This window comes from Paenibacillus sp. O199, from assembly GCF_001636635.1.
Lineage (GTDB): Bacteria > Bacillota > Bacilli > Paenibacillales > Paenibacillaceae > Paenibacillus > Paenibacillus marchantiae.
In genome coordinates this window covers 21699-40755 of record NZ_LGRP01000042.1, presented here as the reverse complement: position 1 = coordinate 40755, position 19057 = coordinate 21699, and the positions used below count along the sequence as shown (strand labels likewise).

At 47.7% G+C, this 19057-nt stretch carries 16 protein-coding genes; 14 read left to right on the top strand and 2 right to left on the bottom strand.

The window, feature by feature from the left end:
• Positions 1 to 98 precede the first annotated feature (98 nt).
• Positions 99 to 665: a DUF421 domain-containing protein gene (locus A6049_RS29270; RefSeq protein ID WP_063567950.1), complete on the bottom strand. Its 567-nt coding sequence runs from the start codon at positions 663 to 665 to the stop codon at positions 99 to 101.
• A gap of 214 nt (positions 666 to 879) precedes the next feature.
• Between A6049_RS29270 and A6049_RS29265 the strand changes: the two genes are divergently transcribed.
• The 12 genes from A6049_RS29265 (at position 880) to A6049_RS29210 (ending at position 13383) form a co-directional block, all read left to right on the top strand.
• Positions 880 to 1383 (top strand): HEAT repeat domain-containing protein, encoded by a 504-nt coding sequence (locus A6049_RS29265; protein ID WP_063567949.1) that lies wholly within the window; start codon positions 880 to 882, stop codon positions 1381 to 1383.
• Between the two features lie 81 nt (positions 1384 to 1464).
• A complete protein-coding gene (gene rnhA, locus A6049_RS29260; protein WP_063567948.1) occupies positions 1465 to 2127 on the top strand; it encodes a ribonuclease H in 663 nt (220 codons plus the stop codon).
• A gap of 195 nt (positions 2128 to 2322) precedes the next feature.
• Positions 2323 to 3192, top strand: coding sequence for an alpha/beta fold hydrolase (locus A6049_RS29255; protein WP_063567947.1), 870 nt, complete (start codon positions 2323 to 2325; stop codon positions 3190 to 3192).
• Positions 3193 to 3347: 155 nt separating this feature from the next.
• Positions 3348 to 4337 (top strand): serine/threonine protein kinase, encoded by a 990-nt coding sequence (locus tag A6049_RS29250; RefSeq protein ID WP_063567946.1) that lies wholly within the window; start codon positions 3348 to 3350, stop codon positions 4335 to 4337.
• A gap of 252 nt (positions 4338 to 4589) precedes the next feature.
• Positions 4590 to 5903, top strand: a complete 1314-nt coding sequence (locus tag A6049_RS29245; RefSeq protein WP_240321577.1) for an ABC transporter substrate-binding protein — start codon at positions 4590 to 4592, stop codon at positions 5901 to 5903.
• 70 nt (positions 5904 to 5973) lie between these two features.
• Positions 5974 to 6855, top strand: a complete 882-nt coding sequence (locus A6049_RS29240; RefSeq protein ID WP_063567945.1) for a carbohydrate ABC transporter permease — start codon at positions 5974 to 5976, stop codon at positions 6853 to 6855.
• A gap of 26 nt (positions 6856 to 6881) precedes the next feature.
• Positions 6882 to 7700, top strand: coding sequence for a carbohydrate ABC transporter permease (locus A6049_RS29235; protein WP_063567955.1), 819 nt, complete (start codon positions 6882 to 6884; stop codon positions 7698 to 7700).
• A 25-nt stretch (positions 7701 to 7725) separates the two neighbouring features.
• A complete protein-coding gene (locus A6049_RS29230; RefSeq protein WP_063567944.1) occupies positions 7726 to 9279 on the top strand; it encodes a DUF4127 family protein in 1554 nt (517 codons plus the stop codon).
• A gap of 17 nt (positions 9280 to 9296) precedes the next feature.
• Positions 9297 to 10004 carry an N-acetylmannosamine-6-phosphate 2-epimerase gene (locus A6049_RS29225; protein ID WP_240321578.1) on the top strand — a complete coding sequence of 236 codons (708 nt, stop codon included), beginning with the start codon at positions 9297 to 9299 and terminating at the stop codon, positions 10002 to 10004.
• The gene (locus A6049_RS29220; RefSeq protein WP_063567943.1) at positions 9991 to 10818 is read left to right on the top strand and encodes a MurR/RpiR family transcriptional regulator; all 828 of its coding nucleotides are present in this window, start codon (positions 9991 to 9993) and stop codon (positions 10816 to 10818) included. Before A6049_RS29225 ends, A6049_RS29220 begins: the two co-directional genes overlap by 14 nt.
• Positions 10819 to 10846: 28 nt before the next feature.
• Complete coding sequence (locus A6049_RS29215) at positions 10847 to 11794, top strand: ROK family protein (protein WP_063567942.1); 948 nt, start codon at positions 10847 to 10849, stop codon at positions 11792 to 11794.
• Positions 11795 to 11796: 2 nt separating this feature from the next.
• On the top strand, positions 11797 to 13383 hold the full coding sequence (locus A6049_RS29210) for an FAD-dependent oxidoreductase (protein WP_063567953.1): 1587 nt from the start codon (positions 11797 to 11799) through the stop codon (positions 13381 to 13383).
• A 181-nt stretch (positions 13384 to 13564) separates the two neighbouring features.
• On the opposite strand, the gene A6049_RS29205 is transcribed toward A6049_RS29210, so the two are convergent.
• Entirely contained in the window at positions 13565 to 15631 is a 2067-nt protein-coding gene (locus A6049_RS29205; protein ID WP_063567941.1) for a vWA domain-containing protein, read from the bottom strand.
• 578 nt (positions 15632 to 16209) lie between these two features.
• Between A6049_RS29205 and A6049_RS29200 the strand changes: the two genes are divergently transcribed.
• Together A6049_RS29200 and A6049_RS29195 are read left to right on the top strand one after the other, a co-directional pair.
• Complete coding sequence (locus tag A6049_RS29200) at positions 16210 to 18378, top strand: hypothetical protein (RefSeq protein ID WP_063567940.1); 2169 nt, start codon at positions 16210 to 16212, stop codon at positions 18376 to 18378.
• Positions 18379 to 18560: 182 nt separating this feature from the next.
• A complete protein-coding gene (locus A6049_RS29195) occupies positions 18561 to 18986 on the top strand; it encodes a hypothetical protein (protein ID WP_053781361.1) in 426 nt (141 codons plus the stop codon).
• Positions 18987 to 19057: the final 71 nt, after the last annotated feature.

The window sequence follows — 19057 nt, the reverse complement described above, 5'->3', positions numbered from 1 at the left end:
AAAAAAAGACACCTGAAGGCATTCGGGTGTCTTTTTTACATGCTGTAGAAAGGGGCCACCTGCGGCCAGCCATCTCTATATCTGTTCAACTATTTCATTTACTGTATCTTGGAGTCAATTGGACGCGAGTGTCCATCCTGGATGACCTCCTGGAACAGTTCCTTGGATTCCATGGGCCACGTACCTTGCTTCAGGAGTGCTTCCAAATCACCTATGGTTACTGGACGTGCGTGCCGTTTGAGCACGTAACCGAGTTGACCGTTTGGTTCCATCGTGGCCGTTTCCAGATCGGCAATACTTGTAATCCCTTTTTCCCGCAACTGCATCTCCAATTGATCCACGGAGAAGCGCATGCGTTTCAAATTCGGCAGATTCAACTTCCCATCTTCCACAACAACCTTCGATTTTCCGCTCATCAGTTTTTCAAACCAATTATACTTCAATTGTAATTGTTCAACGATCAGAAGCATTAGGATAAATACCGTCGCTGACCCGATCGCTTTGCCTAACTCATGGTTCGCAATGGGCTGCACGATCGTTGTACCAATCGAGATAATAATGACCGTTGTGGCTACACTCATCTGCGAGATGGATTTACGTCCAGCAATCCGCAGCAGAATCATGCCAATCAGTACAAGCAAGATGGATTTCCATATCCAGTCCATTGGTTGTATTCCTTTCTGTACCAAATCATGTGTCGTATTTCTTAGCCTGTTCCTGATCTGGTTGAAATATACAATTGTTTAGGACAAGAGATGTGGATAAGGAAAATAGTCCCGGCATGATAAGGACCATTATACTACATCCTAAAATAAGGAAATGACCGATATTATTATGGAGAGCTTTCTTCTAACTAAATGAGGAGTGATACAACGTACAATGTATACAAACATGATACAAAAGCATCTTTCCCAAGGAGATATGGAAGGCGTTGTTAAACAAATATCATATATTGGTGAAAAAAAGGATATAACTCAATTCGCTTTCTTGATTGAACTCCTGAAATCTACGGACAACGCCATACTACGCAACACAATTGCTATCGCTTTATCTGACATTGGAGATGATCGAGCAGTCGAACCGTTAATTGAAGTCATCACAGACTCCAAGACATCAGGAAGCAGAGGCACATTGCTATACGCTCTTGAAAACCTGAATTACATAGTACATATTGAGAACATTATTCCATTTATCGGTGATTCCAGTCTGGAAGTGAGCGCGCAGTCATTCATGTTGCTGGAGCAAATGATGGATAAGTTATCGGATTTACAAAACCTTAGGTGTCAAACAATTATTGAAATGCAAATCTCACATAACCAAAGCAAGCTTCTGGAAGTAGCATTAGACATGTTGAAGAAATGGAGGTATCAAGTGCAGGAATAAGATAAACACGCTTCTTTCAATCTCACCTCCCTATCGTTTACAATAAGGAATTGAATGCAGCAAACGAAGGAGCGGGTCATATTGGCAAAGCAGAAATACTATGTCGTCTGGGCAGGAAAGCAGCCTGGCGTATATAGCACATGGGCGGAATGCAAAGCACAAACGGATCATTTTACCGGAGCAAAATATAAATCGTATGAATCGAAAGCTGCCGCCGAAGAGGCATATCGTGCAGGATGGAAAGGAAACTGGGGTACGGGTGCCAGTGGTTCAGGCGCTTCTTCGAAGACGAAGTCTGGCAGTAGCGGAAGAAGTGCGGGCATGGAGACCTCCGCAGAAATTGACTATGACAGCATCTCGGTTGATGTTGGTACGCGTGGGAATCCAGGGCCGGTGGAATATAAAGGCGTAGATACCCGCACGGGTGAGATTATTTTCTCCGTTGGGCCAATTTCCAAAGGTACAAACAACCTTGGGGAATTTCTGGCCATCGTACATGCCTTGGCGTATCTCAAAAAAGAGGGCAGTAGTAAGACGGTATATACGGACTCCGTCAATGCGATGAAATGGTTGAAGCAAAAAGCGGTGTCCACCACCCTTGCAAGGGATGCTTCCACCGAAGAGATCTGGCTGATGATTGACCGTGCTGAGCAGTGGCTCCGAACGAATACGTATAGCAATAAAGTGCTAAAATGGCAGACCAAGCAGTGGGGCGAAATCAAGGCAGATTACGGCCGAAAATAGCCCTAATTCTCTACAATTTCTGTATTATTAATTTTCTATGAGAAACGATGTTTACAATTTCCAGTTTCCATTCTATAATCAGTTCATTATGATAAGTTACACATATGAAGGAGCCTGTCATCAGCGGGCTCTTTTATATTTATGGACCTTAAAATCCATAAAATCTTGAAAGAGTATACTTTGCAGGAGGCAGACATGAGTTCCATTTATAGAAGTGAAGAAGGCAAGAGCAGCATACTTGAGGAATACGAAGCGTATGTTGAGCAATTGGGCGAAGGTTTTACACGAGAGTACGTCGAGACACGTTTTGGACAAACGCATGTTTTATTAACAGGTCCAGAAGACGGTAAGCCGCTATTTATTCTCCAGGGCGGAAATTGTGTGAATCCGATGACGTTGTCATGGTTCTCTTCTCTTTTCAAAGATTACCGGATTATCGCGCCGGATACGATCGGTCATCCAGGCTACAGTGAAGAAACACGAATTTCGGCAAGGTTTGATAGTTTGGCTTTGTGGATTTCTGATTTGCTGGATCACTACAAGATCGAAAAAAGTGCGTTTATCGGTCCTTCCTTTGGAGGCGGAATTATCCTAAGATTGGCAACTTACATTCCGGACCGAATTGCATGTTCTGTTCTGGTAGCACCCGCTGGACTGGCCGTGGGATCCAAAATTAAGATGGCTCAGGATATCGTGTTGCCACTTGTAACGTACAAAATGACTTCTTCTCCAACTTCTTTGCAAAAGATCGCGGATATCATGTCATGCAGTTGTATGAAAGAAATAGATAAAAATATAATTGGGAAAATATTCAAATACGTCAGTCTGGAGCAGGATATGCCCAAGCTTACGGAGCAGGAGGAATTGGTGAATTATGCATCGCCAACACTTCTATTGGTGGGAGAGAAGGATGTCTTTTTCCCAGCAGATAAGGTCATTGAAAGAGCTCAGAAGATTATTCCGAATGTCAAAGCAATCAAATACGACACAGGTCATTTCCCGTCTCAAGACGTGTTGATCCAGATGAACCAAGAAATTCAGCAATTTTTACAGAAGAATTATTAAATTTAGAAATTTTTAAATATTTCCGCATGGTTGTGATTCAAATTGCATCATTTGGTTTATATACATGGTTGGCGATGAAACGCCTGTCTGGTTGGACCGAATGATGCAACATGCGGCAAGTCTTCCGATCGACAAGGTTGAAAAGAGGGTCTGTTATGAAAAAGGACAATTGTAAAATGGCATTGCAACGCAATGTAATTTTAAATGATACATATCAGGTAAGACATCTCATGGCTAGCAGTGAGCTGGCTATTGTATATGCAGGAAGAGATCGGAATACAGGTGCAAAAGTAGCAATCAAGGAGTTTTTCCCCCAGAGGCTGGCAGCACGTCAGGCTGACAAACGGGGAGTGTTCTGTTCTTCACGGGGGTTCAGTGGTCAGTATCAGGAACTTCTTGCTGCATTTTTGGTAGAAGGAGAGCTGTTATCCACGCTAAATCATCCTCATATTGTGTCGTATGTGGATCATTTCGAAGAAAATGACACAGGGTATCTTGTTATGGAATATTGCACAGGGATAACCTTAACCGAATATCTGATTGAGCGAAATCATGCGCTGGACGCGGTATTTATTACGGAGACATTGCTTCCGCTGGTAGATACACTGGACTATATTCATAAGCAGGGAATTCTTCATCGTGATGTGAAGCCATCCAATATTATGGTGATGGAAGACGGCACGCCCAAACTACTGGACTTCGGTTCGGCGGCTCGCTGGCCTGTACAATCCGGGGAAAAACAGGCGATCTTTACATCGGCCGGGTATTCGCCGCTTGAGTTCTACTCGGAGAAATCCAGTCAGGGACCGATGTCAGACATATATAGCCTGGCAGCTTTGCTTCATTATTGGACATGCGGGCAGCCCCCTATGGATGTGAAACAGCGATTGTTCCGCGATGAATTGCCATCTGTGCGTTCTCATAATGAGTATGTGAACCGGTGGCTCGCACGTGTTATTCACTGGGGATTATCAGTTCGTTCCGAGCAACGTTGTGCGTCCCTCGCCTGGGTTAAGAGATCACTTCAAGTACAGGCCTGGATGTGGAAAATACGCAAACCTGGCACGGTAGAATGGGTTTTGGCTGAAAATGAACATACCCAAGTCTACGAAGCAGAGCCGAAGAAACAGAATGAGACGGCTTGATTGCAGCCTTGTCTTATACATATAGTCGTAACAAACAAGCCAGTTTGGTCCTTTCACGGATCGAACTGGCTTGTTTTTGTGTTTTTTTAGCCTAAAAGAAAAATTATTTCTTTTTTTAATTTATTTCTGGAAGAATACTTCATTCTAACTCCAGGGTCTGCATATACTCCATTGGAAAGATGGAGTAATTAGCCAGGAAATCTGACGTAAGCGCCGGCTCCCGTCTTACACCAAACTGAGGGGGAATGTTGTGTGACCACCAACAGAAAGGGCTTCACAGTTTCTTTGCTGCTAGTCGTTATGATGTCTATGCTGCTTGCCGCCTGCGGAGGAAATGACAATACGGCTGGTACGCCGAGTCCGGGAAGCACTGGGGAGACGGGTACGGAAGCTGGAAAGCCGGTGACACTGGAGTTTTGGACGATTGCTTTACAGCCAACGTTCAACGATTACTTCAATGAATTGATTGCCAAGTATGAGAGCAGTCATCCTGGCGTGAAGGTCGAGTGGAAGGACTATCCTTATGATGCCATTTCGCAACGTTTATTGACCAGCACGGCCAGTGGCAAAAGTCCTGATGTTGTGAATCTCAATACCGAATTCGCCAGTCAATTGGGAAGTAAGGGAGCGCTGCTGAATCTGAGCGAATACCTGACAGATGAGGAAGCGAAGAGTTACTTTGAAGGCATTTATAATTCTACTGTTTTGGATGGCAAAGCTTACGCGCTTCCTTGGTACACAGGTACCGAAGTGCTGTTCATGAATACCAAGCTGGTGAAGGAGGCAGGCCTTGATCCGGCAAATCCGCCGCAGACCCGAGAGGAACTCGTGGAGTGGGCCCGTCAGGTCCATGAAAAGACAGGAGTGGCCGGTTATGCGCAGCAGCTTATTTCCAAGCTATTTCCAATCGACGGCATCCCGATTCTAAATGAGGACAAAACGGCTGCCGCTTTCAATACGCCGGAGGCAGAGGCGATGATCGCTCAAATGCGTGATCTGATGGCCGAAGGCGTGGTGCTGAAGGAGGATGCGGAATTCAGCAAGCAGATCCAGTATTTTTCCGGGGAGCAGGTCGCTTTTCAATTGTCGGGTCCAACCTTTATTAACTTTATCAAGAAATCTGCACCGGATGTTTACAAGAATACGATTGCGGTAACGCTCCCAACGGGCAAAGCGAACCTCCGGCTCTCCAATTCCATGGATCTCGTCGTGCCACAGAAATCCAAAAACCCTGAGCAAGCGGTGGAATTTGCCGCCTTTATTACCAATGCAGAGAACCAGACTGCCTTCTCCAAGGTAGCCAACACGCTGCCGTCGAGCAAAGCCTCCATTGAAGATCCGTTCTTTACGCAATCCGACGGATCGCTGGAAGCCGAAGCCAAGGTAGCCTCCTCTCAAAGTCTAGATAAAGCAACTGATTACATGGTCGGCGTACCGAATGCAGGAGATATCAACTCCGCATTGGCACGCGGCTTGCAGGAAATTTTGATGAACGGAGCAGATATTAAAGAAACCTTGAACGCAGTGGAGAAGGAAGTTAACCAAATTCTTAACCAAGATTCCTGAACTTAAGCGGTACAGTCTGATGAGGGGGGAGTACTCCCCCTCAATCCTAGAAGAGAGGGAGGCGGTAGCCGTGTACAAGGCGATTCGATCCGAATCTTTTGCTGCATGGGCGTTTATGGCACCGGGATTGTTGTTTCTGGCGGTTTTCACCTTTTGGCCGATTATTTACGGGATACCCCTCTCATTAACCGATTATTCTGTCATTACAGAGACACATTTCGTTGGTTTGGATAACTTTACCCGGGCCTTTCAAGATCATAATTTCCTGATTTCGCTGTGGAATTCGTTGGTGTATGTGCTGGTTGTACCGGTGATTCAAATCATTTCGATCCTCATGGCCATTCTGGTTAACAGCCGAATTCCAGGTGTCAAAATGTTCAGGGCAGCCTACTACATACCGGTTGTAACTTCCATGGTCGCAGTGGCGCTGATCTGGAGCTGGCTGTTGGGCAATAACGGCGTAGTCAATTACCTGCTGCTGAAGGTTGGCATTCTCAGTGAGCAAGTCTCCTGGCTTTCCACGAGCAGTACTGCGCTGTATGTGCTGATGTTCATCACCATGTGGAAGGGTCTCGGCTATTACATGATGCTCTATCTGGCTGGGCTTCAAAGTATTCCGGCAGATCTGTATGAAGCCGCCAGAGTGGATGGAGCTGGACCGCTGAGACTGATTATTCATGTGACGCTTCCGTTGCTGCGGCCGCATATTCTTTTTTGCACCGTAATTTCGGTGATGGGTGCCGTTCGTGTATTCGATGAGGTCTATATTCTCACCAAGGGCGGGCCGGGAACGTCCACGTTGACCTCAAGCGTATATATTTTCCAAAAAGGGCTGGAGCAATTCAATTTCGGGTATGCCTCGGCGCTTGGGCTGATCGTCAGTGTGATGGTAGCGGCGCTCAGTGTGTTGGTGTTCCGGCTGAACCGGAGAGGCGGGGTGAATACCTATTGATTCGGCATACGCTTTCGTCTAAAAAAATGAAAAAAGCCCTTCGTCATTTGATCATTTATGTACTGTTGATTTTGCTTGCCCTGTTTATGATGGGTCCTTTTCTGTGGCTGCTCAGCGTATCGCTGATGCCTGGTCGTAATGTGTTCGCGAATCCACCAGCAATTCTCCCTACCTTCATCGCTTTCGATAACTACGTGCAGGTGTGGGAGTTCATGGATTTTCCACGCTACATCATAAATACGGTGGTGATTACGCTCCTTGGGGTAGTGTTTAACATCTTCTTGTCCTGCCTTACGGCGTATCCACTCGCCACCTTTCGGTTCAGGGGACGTAATCTGGTGTTCACGCTGCTAATCTCGACCATGATTATCCCTTCGGCAACGGCGATGATTGTGCATTATTTAACGATTCAGGCCTTTCACTTGGGCAATACGTTTCTTGGGGTTGTGCTTCCGGCCGCGGTGTCGGTATTTAACATTTTTCTGATGCGACAAACGTTTCTGGGCATACCGACAGATATTCGGGATTCTGGCAAAATGGATGGAGCCTCCGAGTTCCGTATCTTCGTGCAGCTTGTCATGCCATTGGTGAAACCAGGGGTTGCCGTCATTGGTTTGCTTGAGGTCATGGCATTCTGGAACAATTTCCTGTGGCCGATTGTGGTGCTGGATGATCCGCAGAAATATCCACTGGCTGCGGCCCTGACGTATTTGAACGGTCAGTTCTCGTATAACTTCGGCTGGATTGCCGCCGGCACCATGATCTCGGTACTGCCGATTATCATCGTGTTCCTTTTCACCCAAAAATACTATATGGAAGGCATCGCCGGAGCGATTAAAGGATAAAAACACAGAAAGGGTGATCGCATTCATGCCGAAGCAGTATAAGCTAACCTTTGTTCCGTTAGATGAGCGGCCTTGCAATTATGAGTTTCCTTATTTGTTGGCACAGGGAACGGAATTCAAAGTTGAGCGTCCCCCACTTGAAATCATGGGCCTAAAAAAACGTCCGGGCGATGTGGAACAGTTATGGACCTGGTTTGAGGAGAGCTGTGCAAGGGCAGATGGAGCAATCGTTGCCTTGGATACGTTTCTCTACGGCGGGATTATTCCTTCCCGGCTACATCAGTTGGAGCCGGATGAACTGACGGCGCGTCTCGAGCGCCTTCGGGGGATCAAGCAGCAGTACCCGCAGCTAACCCTGTATGCATTCCAACTGATTATGCGCTGCCCGCAATATTCCCTGTCCGATGAGGAGCCGGATTATTACGCCGACTGGGGAAGAGAGATTTTTCGCAAAGGTTTCATCAGCCATCGGATGGAGCTGGGGATTGCGACGGATGAGGAGATCCGCGAGCTGGCCGATATCGATAACCGTCTACCAATGGAAGTGCTGGAAGATTACCTGGGACGCAGGGCCGTAAATATTGAAGCTAACAAGCAAGTGCTGGCTCTGGTCCAGGAAGGAATTATCGACTTCATGATTGTGCCGCAGGATGATTCGGCGCCTTATGGACATACAGCCAAGGATCAGGAGAAAGTGCGAGCCCGGATTACCGCCCTCGATCTGGAACTTAAAGTCTACATGTATCCTGGTGCGGACGAAGTTGGTTGCGTACTGCTCTCCAGAATGATGAATAAGGCTCGCGGCCGGATGCCGCTGGTGTACCCACGATTATCATCTGTTCAGGGGGCGTTTGTTACTCCGCTATTCGAGGATCGATTTTTCTATGAGACGCTCAAATATCAGATTTTGGCTGCAGGTGGGTTGATTGCATCCAGTGCGACTGAAGCAGATCTGGTGCTGTTGATTAGCACACCCGGAGAGACGATGGCGGAAGCGGTGTCGCAGCAGCATTCTTTTTACAGCTACGATGTATACCGAAACCTGATGGAACTGGTGGAATATGGACACTTTCTGCTCAGGAGCAAGAACAAGCCGGTGGCTGTAGCGGATGTGGGATATGCCAATGGTGGGGATCAGAAGCTGGTCAAGATGCTGCGGCAAAAAGACATGTTATTTGATCTGGCTGGATATGCCGCCTGGAATACCAGCTCCAACTCGCTGGGAACCGTCATTTCGCAGGCCATGATCTACCTGCTCTATGGTCGTACACAATCGCATCTTGATTTCCTCGCTCTCCGCTATGCTGAGGATGTCTGCTATTGTTCAGTCGTTCGGGGAGAACTTAGCAATGGCCCGGTGCAGGAGATGGGATATGGCAAGTACTTGCTCGATGGGTCTCGTGGCCTTGTTGCTGCCCGAGTAGAGGAAAGGTTGCGACAAGAGCTTACTGTGCGGATCGATACTACAGCAGGGAGTATCCAGATTACCGATTGTTATATGCCATGGAACCGGATGTTCGAAGTGGGCCTGTCTGTACGATTCGTACCATCCAACCCAGGTAAGGAAAGCAGAATATAAGAGAGAGGGTGGAAACCCTGACAAAGGTAGTGCTGGAGAAACTGCATTTGGGGCTAATTGTTTCCTGCCAGGCGCTGGCTGACGAACCGCTGCATGGCGCGGCGATGATGGCCCGTATGGCGGCTGCTGCGGAGGAAGGAGGGGCCGCGGGTATCCGTGCGAATGGTGCAGCAGATGTACGTGCGATCAAGCAGACCGTCTCATTGCCGGTTATTGGCATCGTGAAGCGCAATTACCCGGATTCTGCTGTATATATCACCCCAACCCTCAGAGAAATTGACGAGCTGCTGGAGGCCGGAGCGGATATCATTGCATTTGATGCGACCCGCCAGAGCAGGCCGGAAAATTATACATTGGAGCAAATCACCGCCTATCTGAACGCAAATGGGGTGGTTTCCATGGCAGACATCTCCATTTTGGAGGAAGCTTTATACGCTGAGTCACTTGGAGTCAGCTGTGTTTCGACTACACTATCGGGTTATACACCGTATTCGCGACAGCAGGAAGGTCCAAACTTGGAGCTGCTGGGGATGTGTGCACAGCGGTTGAAGATTCCGGTCATTGCCGAAGGGCGGATTAGTAAACCCTCTCAGGTAGAAGAGGCGCTTGATCTGGGGGCATACGCTGTTGTGGTGGGCTCCGCAATAACTCGGCCACAGCTAATTACCCGACAGTTCGCAGCAGTGACCCGAAAAGCGAGGATGAAGAGTAATGGAGATGAATGACCGAATTAATACGTATTATCCTTCCATGACCAAGTCGGAGCAGAAGGTGGCCAGGTGCGTACGGGACAATCCGGATAATATAATCTATTTGTCTGTGACTGAGCTGGCTGATTTTGCTGGTACCGGAGAGACCACGGTGATGAGATTCTGCCGTAAAATCGGGTTTAAAGGCTATCAGGATTTCAAGCTCATGCTGGCCCAAGGGCTGCCGAAACGGCAGAACCAGCCAGACGGCGAGCAGGGAGAGGACGATTACGCCGACCATTTATATGCCTCGATGGTGGGTGTGCTGCAATCCAGCTTGGGTATGCTGGATCGCAGCCAGTTGGAGCAGGCAGTAAAGTGTCTGGACAGCGCACGACATGTGCAATTCTTCGGCGTGGGCTCGTCAGGCATTACTGCCATGGATGCCAAGAACCGATTTTTGCGTATCGGGCGGCGTGCGGAAGCAAATTCCGACAGCCATATCCAGTCCATGATGGCGGTAACGATGGGAGAAGGTGATGTGGCTTTTGGCATCAGCGTGTCCGGCAGTACGCTGGATACCAACGATATGCTGATGAAGGCCAAACAAAACGGGGCTAAGGTGATTGCCATGACGAACTATGCCAAATCCCCCATTGCTTCTATTGCGGATATCTTGCTCTTGACCGCGGGGAAGGAGTCTCCCCTTGAAGGCGGTTCTGTAGGAGCTAAAATCTCTCAGCTGTTTATTATCGACTTGCTCTGCCAGGGACTGGAGCGCGAGCATGGCGATGAGACTAAAAAGATGAAGGAATTAACGGCCAGGGCGGTTATCGACCGTATATATTGAAGGGTTTGTGTGAATAGGGGGAAAGCAAATGCCGCAGGTCATTGGCGTGGATGTAGGTGGCACAGGCATTAAAGGGCTTGTAGTCAATGAAGCCGGAGTCGTTCTGGTGGAGGCTACATGTGCAACCGAGGCCCGGTTGGGCCGGAAGGCCATACTTGGCCAGCTGCGCGGGTTAGTAAGTGAACTGTTGTCTAGCTGTGAAGAAGTGAAGGCACTGGGTATTGCCTCGGCAGGAAGGGTGAATGTGGAAACGGGTGAAGTTATCCACGCAACGAATAATTTACCTGGCTGGCAGGGAATGCCACTGACACAGTGGGCAACTGCGGAATTTGGCCTGCCTTCAACTGCCGATAACGACGCCAATGCTGCACTGCTCGGCGAGGCGTGGCTTGGTACCGGCCGCGGTAAGCAGAACCTGGTTATGCTGACACTCGGAACTGGGGTCGGTGGGGCCAATATGGCATTTGGCAGGATGTTACGTGGAGTAGACTGGCGCGGTGGGGACTGGGGGCACTGTGTGCTGGTGCCTGACGGTCGGCCTTGTAATTGTGGCAAACGCGGCTGCGTTGAGCAATACATTTCCGGTAGTGCACTGATGCGGCTGGCGCGGGAACAGAAGGGCAACACGTATACTCACGGCCGAGAGATTATGACCGCTGCAAGCCAGGGAGAAGCAATAGCGTTGTACATTCTAGAGCGTTACATATCTGATTTGGCCTCGGTTATTGCGAATATATCTGCCTCGATAGATCCGGAATTGATTATTCTTGGTGGCGGTGTGACCCATGATCAGGCTATATGGTGGCCGATGCTTACCGCTAAGTTATCCTGTGTCGGGTTGGCAGACCGGGTTTCAGTGGCTGAACTCGGTAACTGGGCAGGCTGTTTCGGGGCGGCGCAGCTGGCCTTGGAACGCCTGCGTGAGGACGGTGTTGGCTGGTCTGAAGGCAGTGACAGGGAGGAGACAAGGCATTGAGTATTGAACAGGAGAAACACAGTGATATCGTCATTATTGGCGGTGGCCTTGGCGGGACTGCGGCTGCGCTGGCTGCAGCCAAGGCAGGGCTACGGGTACTTTTGACGGAAGAGACGGACTGGCTTGGCGGTCAATTGACCTCACAGGCGGTGCCGCCGGATGAGCACCGCTGGATTGAACAATCTGGCAGTACAGCATCGTATCGTGAGTTCCGCAGCCGAGTCAGAGATTACTACAGACGGAACTACCCGCTTACGGATGTCGCCAAGAGCGATCCTGTTCTTAACCCCGGCAATGGCTGGGTGAGCCGCTTGGCGCATGAGCCGAAGGTCGCGCTTGCTGTTTTGCATGAGATGCTTGCGCCTTACGTGAACACCGGTCGGATCGAGGTGCTCTATCATACCGTGCCAGTTCAGGTAGACACAGAAGGTGACCGGGTGACTGGCGTGACTGTGCGTGAAGAGCGAAATGGGGGATTAATTAAGCTCCAGGGTGCCTATTATCTGGATGCTACAGAATGCGGTGATCTGCTTCCCCTTGCGGGAGTAGAGTATGTAAGTGGAGCGGAATCTCGGCGGGATACGGGTGAGCCACATGCCCTGGATGAAGCGAACCCGCTAGACATGCAGTCGATTACCCATGTGGCGGCAGTGGATTATGTGCCGGGAGGAGACTTCACGATCCCTCGTCCGAGGGATTATGATTACTGGCGTCAGTATGTTCCCTCGTTCTCACTGTATCCGATCCTGAGCTGGTACGCTTCGGATGCCAATGATACCTCAAAGCTGAAAGAGTTCACGATGTTCCCGAATGATCAGGGCATAACCTCCCTGTGGGATTATCGGCGGATCGTTGACCCGGCTATATGGACAGAGTCACTGAATGATGGTGAAGTCACGCTGCTCAACTGGGCACTGAACGATTATTACGCCGGGCCAATCATTGGCGTATCGCCGGAGGAACGAGAGCGGCATCTGGAAGGGGCGAGGCAACTAACTCTTTCCTTAGTATACTGGCTTCAGACAGCAGCTCCCCGCCTGGACGGCGGAAAGGGTTATCCGGGCGTAAGGCTGCGTGGAGATGTGCTCGGTACGGAAGACGGTCTCGCGAAAGCACCGTATATTCGGGAATCACGGCGAATCCGAGGCGTATATACCATTATCGAGCAGGATGTGAGCAAGGAGTTGCGCGGAGCAGAGGGAGCCAAACGTTACGAGGATAGTGTGGGTGTCGGCAGTTATCATCTGGATCTCCATCCGACAACCGTGAGCCAGCGGACCTTTTATATACCGAACCATCCCTATGAGATTCCGCTGGGTGCACTCATCCCGGTGCGAGTCAAGAACTTGCTCCCAGCTTGCAAAAATATTTCCATGACCCAGATTGCGAACGGTTGTTACCGTCTGCATCCCACCGAATGGAATATTGGCGAGGCTGCTGGCACCCTTGCCGCTTATGCCATTGCACAGCAAGTAGAGCCCTCAGAGGTGAGGGCTTCGGCGAAGCATCTTCACGCCTATCAGGCACAGCTGATTCGCCAGGGTGTTCAGCTTCATTGGACAGATGCGGAGCTGGCAGGGGAGTGTTAGATAGACTTTTAAGAGAACGTTGCTATCTTCACAACACATAAGCACTCGAGATACCAAAGGGATAAAAAAATGATTCCTGTTCTGAACAGGAATCATTTTCTATAAGTCAATTAATTCTCTTTGTGCATCTGTTTTTACATAGTGTCATTGCAAATGATCGTTCTCATCAACACTGCGATGATTATCCCATGGCCTGCTGTGGGTCTTTCTTTTGTCCTACATAGATATTAGTACTTGGTTTGATGGCTTTGTATCGAATTTCAATCTCCGTGACTCCATCCTCAAATGTAATATACAACTTTTCATTATACTCCAGAGCTTCTGTATGTCTGGGCTTCACTGGTGTACGTCCCCGGACGACTGTGCAGTTCGTATCATGCCGTACCAATAACGTTTCCTTTTTACCAGCCTCCAGCCAGATTCGTCCTGACTCCGGTACCTTAACCCCAATGTCCATACGATCAAAGAGTTCACTGAGACTTACTTTTCGTCGGTCCAATGAAGTCAGTGGCCAATTCGTCACGGGAATATCTTCTCCGTTTGCAGTGGCCAAGAAGTATCCTTCCAATCTTCCGCGAAATACAGGTTTTGGTTTCAGTACAAACCAATACAGGGCGAAGATGCCACCGGCTGTGAGGAGACCGAGTCCCGTATATAGAAGTATCTTTTCACGTAAAGAATGAATTTTCAACTGGATGTCTGCGGTTACGCTCGCGCCTTCGGAATCCGTTGCGGTCACCTTGATAAATGAACTACCGGTGTGGAGCGAAGACCAACGCAGTATATTACCTTCAATGACAGCATCTCCGAGTTTGCGCTCACTCCCACCTTCTGCGAGGGCATACGTTAATGGATCATTATTGGCATCCTTAAAATAGTTGCTTAGGTCAACTTCTGTATTGCTATCGTCTTTGGATAACACCATGGACTCCCCGGTTGCTACGGGGGCCTGATTCGTAATATCTACTTCAACCGGAGTGATCTCCCGATAAAAGTCAGGACCATCAATTCGAAGACCCCATGTGTATAGATCCGATTTTGGAAAAGTGTATTTTCCCGTAAATCCACTGCCTGTATTGGTCAAAGGGATGCGCTCTGTTTTTCCGTCAGACGGGGTGACAATGAGTTCTGCTTCAAGTCCCTTGTAAACATTCAAATCCTGAATGGGTTTAGGGTCCACAGCCTGATCGTAGAGAGAGGCTTCAAATGTGATGCTTTTCCCCTTTACTGGCTGCTCCGTTGCCATATGTGCAACCGCAGACACGTTGTAGTTTCCAAGTAGGTTGATCTTCACTAAATCTCCGCTGCGCCCCTTGAATTTCAGCTTGAATTGTCCTTTGACCGGACGAATGATCTTCATTAGAGCATATTTATCAGATCGGATGAAGCTGACATTGCTGGACTGATAATACAGCTGAGCTTCAGAGACAGCATGATCAGAGAGCATGATAATGTTGGCATCCGCCATGCTTGAATTGGGGATGTCCACAGTTACCTCCTGCATTGCCCCTGTTGCTGTTACTGCTGCCACAGATACAAGAACAGATTGAATCTGATCTGCAAAAATCCGGTTGAAAATTTCAGGCAAGTCGTCTGCACTTCCCGTGATAAAGGAAGATCCACCCGTTTCCTGAGCAATTCGCTCCAGTTCAGCGGGGTTAACCGTACCATCGCGGTTTAGTCCGACGGTATAGATTGGATAATTAGCTTTTTGAGCCATCTCAATCACCTTGTCTACATCTTTGGATGAATCAGCTGGTGTTCTGCTCGACGAGCCACGCAAATCCGTTTCCCCATCAGAGAGCAAAATCATAAATGGCTTTCGTTTGTCCGTATGGGACTGTTCAAGCAAGCTCGCACCTCGGCGCAAGCCAAGTCCAAGATCTGTATACCCTGAGCGTTTTAAGCCATCAACACGATTACGAAGGTTATTTCGTGCCCCTGAGGATGATATATCCATTAGAGGTACGGATGAAGTGATTTGATCATTATAAGCTACGAATCCCAATCGGGTCTTAGGTCCACTACTCATATCCATAAACATATGTATAACTTCTTCGGCGATGCGATCTTTGTCGGTCTCATTCATAGAGTAGCTAACATCCAGGACAAACATGGCATCGAGCCCTTCATACGCGTGGGTCTTGACAGATGATTCCGCGTACATGTTGCCAATGTTCCCTCCAGGAATCAAAATGCTAATCACCAATAGGGAAAGCAGTATTTTTTTGCATTTAATTAATATCATGTGAGGCTTCGAATCTCCTTTCTGGTTTGAAAACTTCGGTACACTTTTTGGGGAATATTAAATTTTTTTGAAAAACTTTTGCTTAATCACGATATCAAGCCGTTATGCGTAGTTTTCATTAATTGAGAATAATGCAACACCGCATACTTTCAGTATTTTTACTCTTGATTAGGGGGAAAACCCCACTAGTCTTAAATCATTCAACTTCATCCAAATTATAGGATATTCTATATCATCGGCATGATCCGTAAGGAAGTGAAGCGAATTCCAAAAATTAGTTCTATAGGTATATCGAAGGTTGTAAAATGAGCTTTTAGACCTATAGTGGGTAATATTGACAAAACATATCGCTGATGATTAAGATGAATTCCATAAATCTCCAAAGCAAACGGCATAATCTGGTACATAAGTTCCAGTCGTATGTTGACAGCTCGTTCTATTGGTCTTGTGTTTGCTGGGAGTAGTGATTCTCCTGAATCATGACCGAAGGCTGATAGAGACGTGCGGAGTGTCAAAAATTGATGGAGGGGGGGAAGCATTCGCCCGCATGAATCATCATCTTGGCGGATGTTGCCTGAATGGAAATTATTAATCAAACGAACCGAACGATGCTTTTTGAAGAAATCAATCCCGAGAAGTTGGACTTGATCACCATTGTTGGTGATGTGAAGGGCATCGACAGTCTGAGTGACGATAAGATCAAGGAGATTAACGAACATCTGCTTGTTCGTAGCTTCGATGAGTTCCTGGACAAGTTCTCACCTAGCGTGTACTCCTTTTTCAATGCGGTAAACCAGAAAGTCATGTATACGCTTAAAAAGCCGGAAGGTATCCCGGACGAAGCGATCTCGGAGATCAAGATCGACCATAGTAACGACTTTCTGAGAATGCTGTTCACCCTGATTGATACCAAGCGCAGTCAAGGTATTACGAACGTTGATTTCAAGTTTGAAAATCTCCTTGATATGATTTCACCGAAAAAAGTAATGGATGACATTCGTCAGGTCCGGAAGGAAATCCATTACATGTATGGCCAGCATGAGAAGCTGGATGACGGCGATCCGAAGAAGCTGGATATCGGAGATAAGCTGAACGTCATGTTTGAAGATGCAAGCCGGAACTATAACAATGTCATGGCCATGCTTCCACTCGCCATTGAAGATATTAAGACCCGTTTGTTGCTGGGCCGTGCACAAGAAGAAACTTCTTCAGAAGCGATTCAGGTAGGGCAACTTACGATTGGTGAGAGCGGAGAATTGAAAATTATCGAAGCTCCGAAGAGTGATAACAACGAGCTGATGCTTCTTGATGAAGCGACAAGCACTGATTTGACGCAAGTATTTGCCGAAGATTACGATTCACTTTCCGAGACACCTTCGCCGTATGTACAGGATCTGGTGGTCCGCACATTCTGCCCGCTTCCTGCGGTACAGTCTGAAGTGGATACTGCTGTTGAAGTGCAGAATTACAATACATACCTGGAGTTTTACAAAAACGCCAAGGATGATTTTGTGAAAACGGTAAAACCGTTGGTCGAGAAAATATTGGGTGTCAAAATGTTCTTTGACCAATATGCGATTAAGAACAAAGGCATGCTTCCTTCCATGCTGATCTCCAATGCCAAACTGGATATGCTCGTCAAGAGCAGTAATATTCCGCGGCTTGAGACATATCTCAACACTGTCAACGCGAAGAATGATTTTACCGATACGATCTGGTTCGGTATCGTTCCTTCCGTAGAACTGGAAAATACAGGCCAAGTCAAAGTCAGCCGTGCCCGTTTCCGTGGTAACGAGAAAGTGGTTAAACAAGACGGAAACAGCATGGAATCTCTGGCAATGCTCCTGCAAGTTGTTAAGGATTACAAGGTGCAGGTGTTCTTCAGCTTTGAATCCGGGGAAGAAACCACCTTCAGCAGCATGGCTACCGCAGGTATTGATAAGTATATCGATAAATGTTCAGTGTTGACCCGTAAGGAATATAGCGAATTTGCCATTCCGAGTGCTCCAAACTTCACGATTATTCCCAAGGAGAAATCGGGAGTTGTTATCGACAGCCGCATGCTTCAGACGGAGAATGGTGTGGAACTTTCCAAGGAGAAGGAAGACATTCTGAAACTGTGGATTGAAGGCGTGTATGTTGGAGCGTCCTATGTATCTGCAGGGATTGTTGCTGCGTATCAGTGTCCGGAATACCTGAAAGGGGCTTTCAAGAACGTCAACCGTGATTATCCAGGTGTGCGTTTTGACATTGAGGCAGGGGACAACAGCTTGCGTGTTGTAACAACGATGACCAAAGAAATTTCCGGATTTACAAATACCATCAAGGATTTGATTAACCGAAAAAACTTTGGATTTATTTTCTCATCGGAAAATGCCCAAATCCAGGATAGCGACATCAAACGGATTACGGTCTATAAAGCGAGAAGCATGGCGATGTCCGAAGATGGTTTTGATTCCTTGTACAAAACACTTGTGAGTACTTACATTGAGCGCTTGCTCCGTTTCCAAACCGGTGATTTCAAGCATGAAAATATCGTCAAATTCTTCAGCAACAATCCGAGCAGTCAGAAGAGCCGGTGGTTGGGAACTCGAGGGTCGATCAATTCGATCATTCAGGAAGGCGACGACATGAGCTTTATCATCGATGAAAAGAGCAACATGTGCCATATTGACCTGGTATTTAACGGCAACGTGAAGAACCTGGAGGTCATGATTACCAAAGGCACCAGTGCGATGAAAGTGTAAGAAAACCATTGGAACAAGTCTGATTATTAAATATGATTCATCAAACAACGTATTATAGACATGTATTTTGGTGTTAGAGGCAGACTTCATCGTCTTGCCTTTATACATATATTCCGGTACCTCTCCCGAGATGGGGAGCATACCGGGCACATTTTTTCCTAATCTTAAGGAGGTTTTTATTAATGGGTTTTGTATTGAAAGTAGAAGGCGCAGAAACAATCGAATTGGGAATGGATAATATCCGTACAGTTGTGTATGACACGGATACACCAGATGATTCCAACGCTAGATCCACAGATGTAGGCGCAACACTTCGCATCAGCGGCAAAATTATCACTGCAACCGACGGTGACAATGCAGATGACACGATGAAACTTGCTTTGTGGTCCCTCGTGCCTGCTGAAAAAGCGGATTGCTACCGCAAAGTAACCCTGGAAGTGGTTGCAGCAGATCAAGTGGTACGCAAAATTTACTTGCCTAACGCATTTGTTGTGGATTACACAGAGCGCTTCGGTGATACCGAAGGCGTAGGTGAATTCAGCCTGTTCATCAAACAGAAAAAAGACAAAACTGAATTCACTAAAATTGAGGGCGGCTTCCCTGTATAAAAGGGAACAACTGTTGTCTTGGGCCAGTTCGTTCTGGTCCGGAACAACGCTGTCATGTTAAGGGGCCCTGG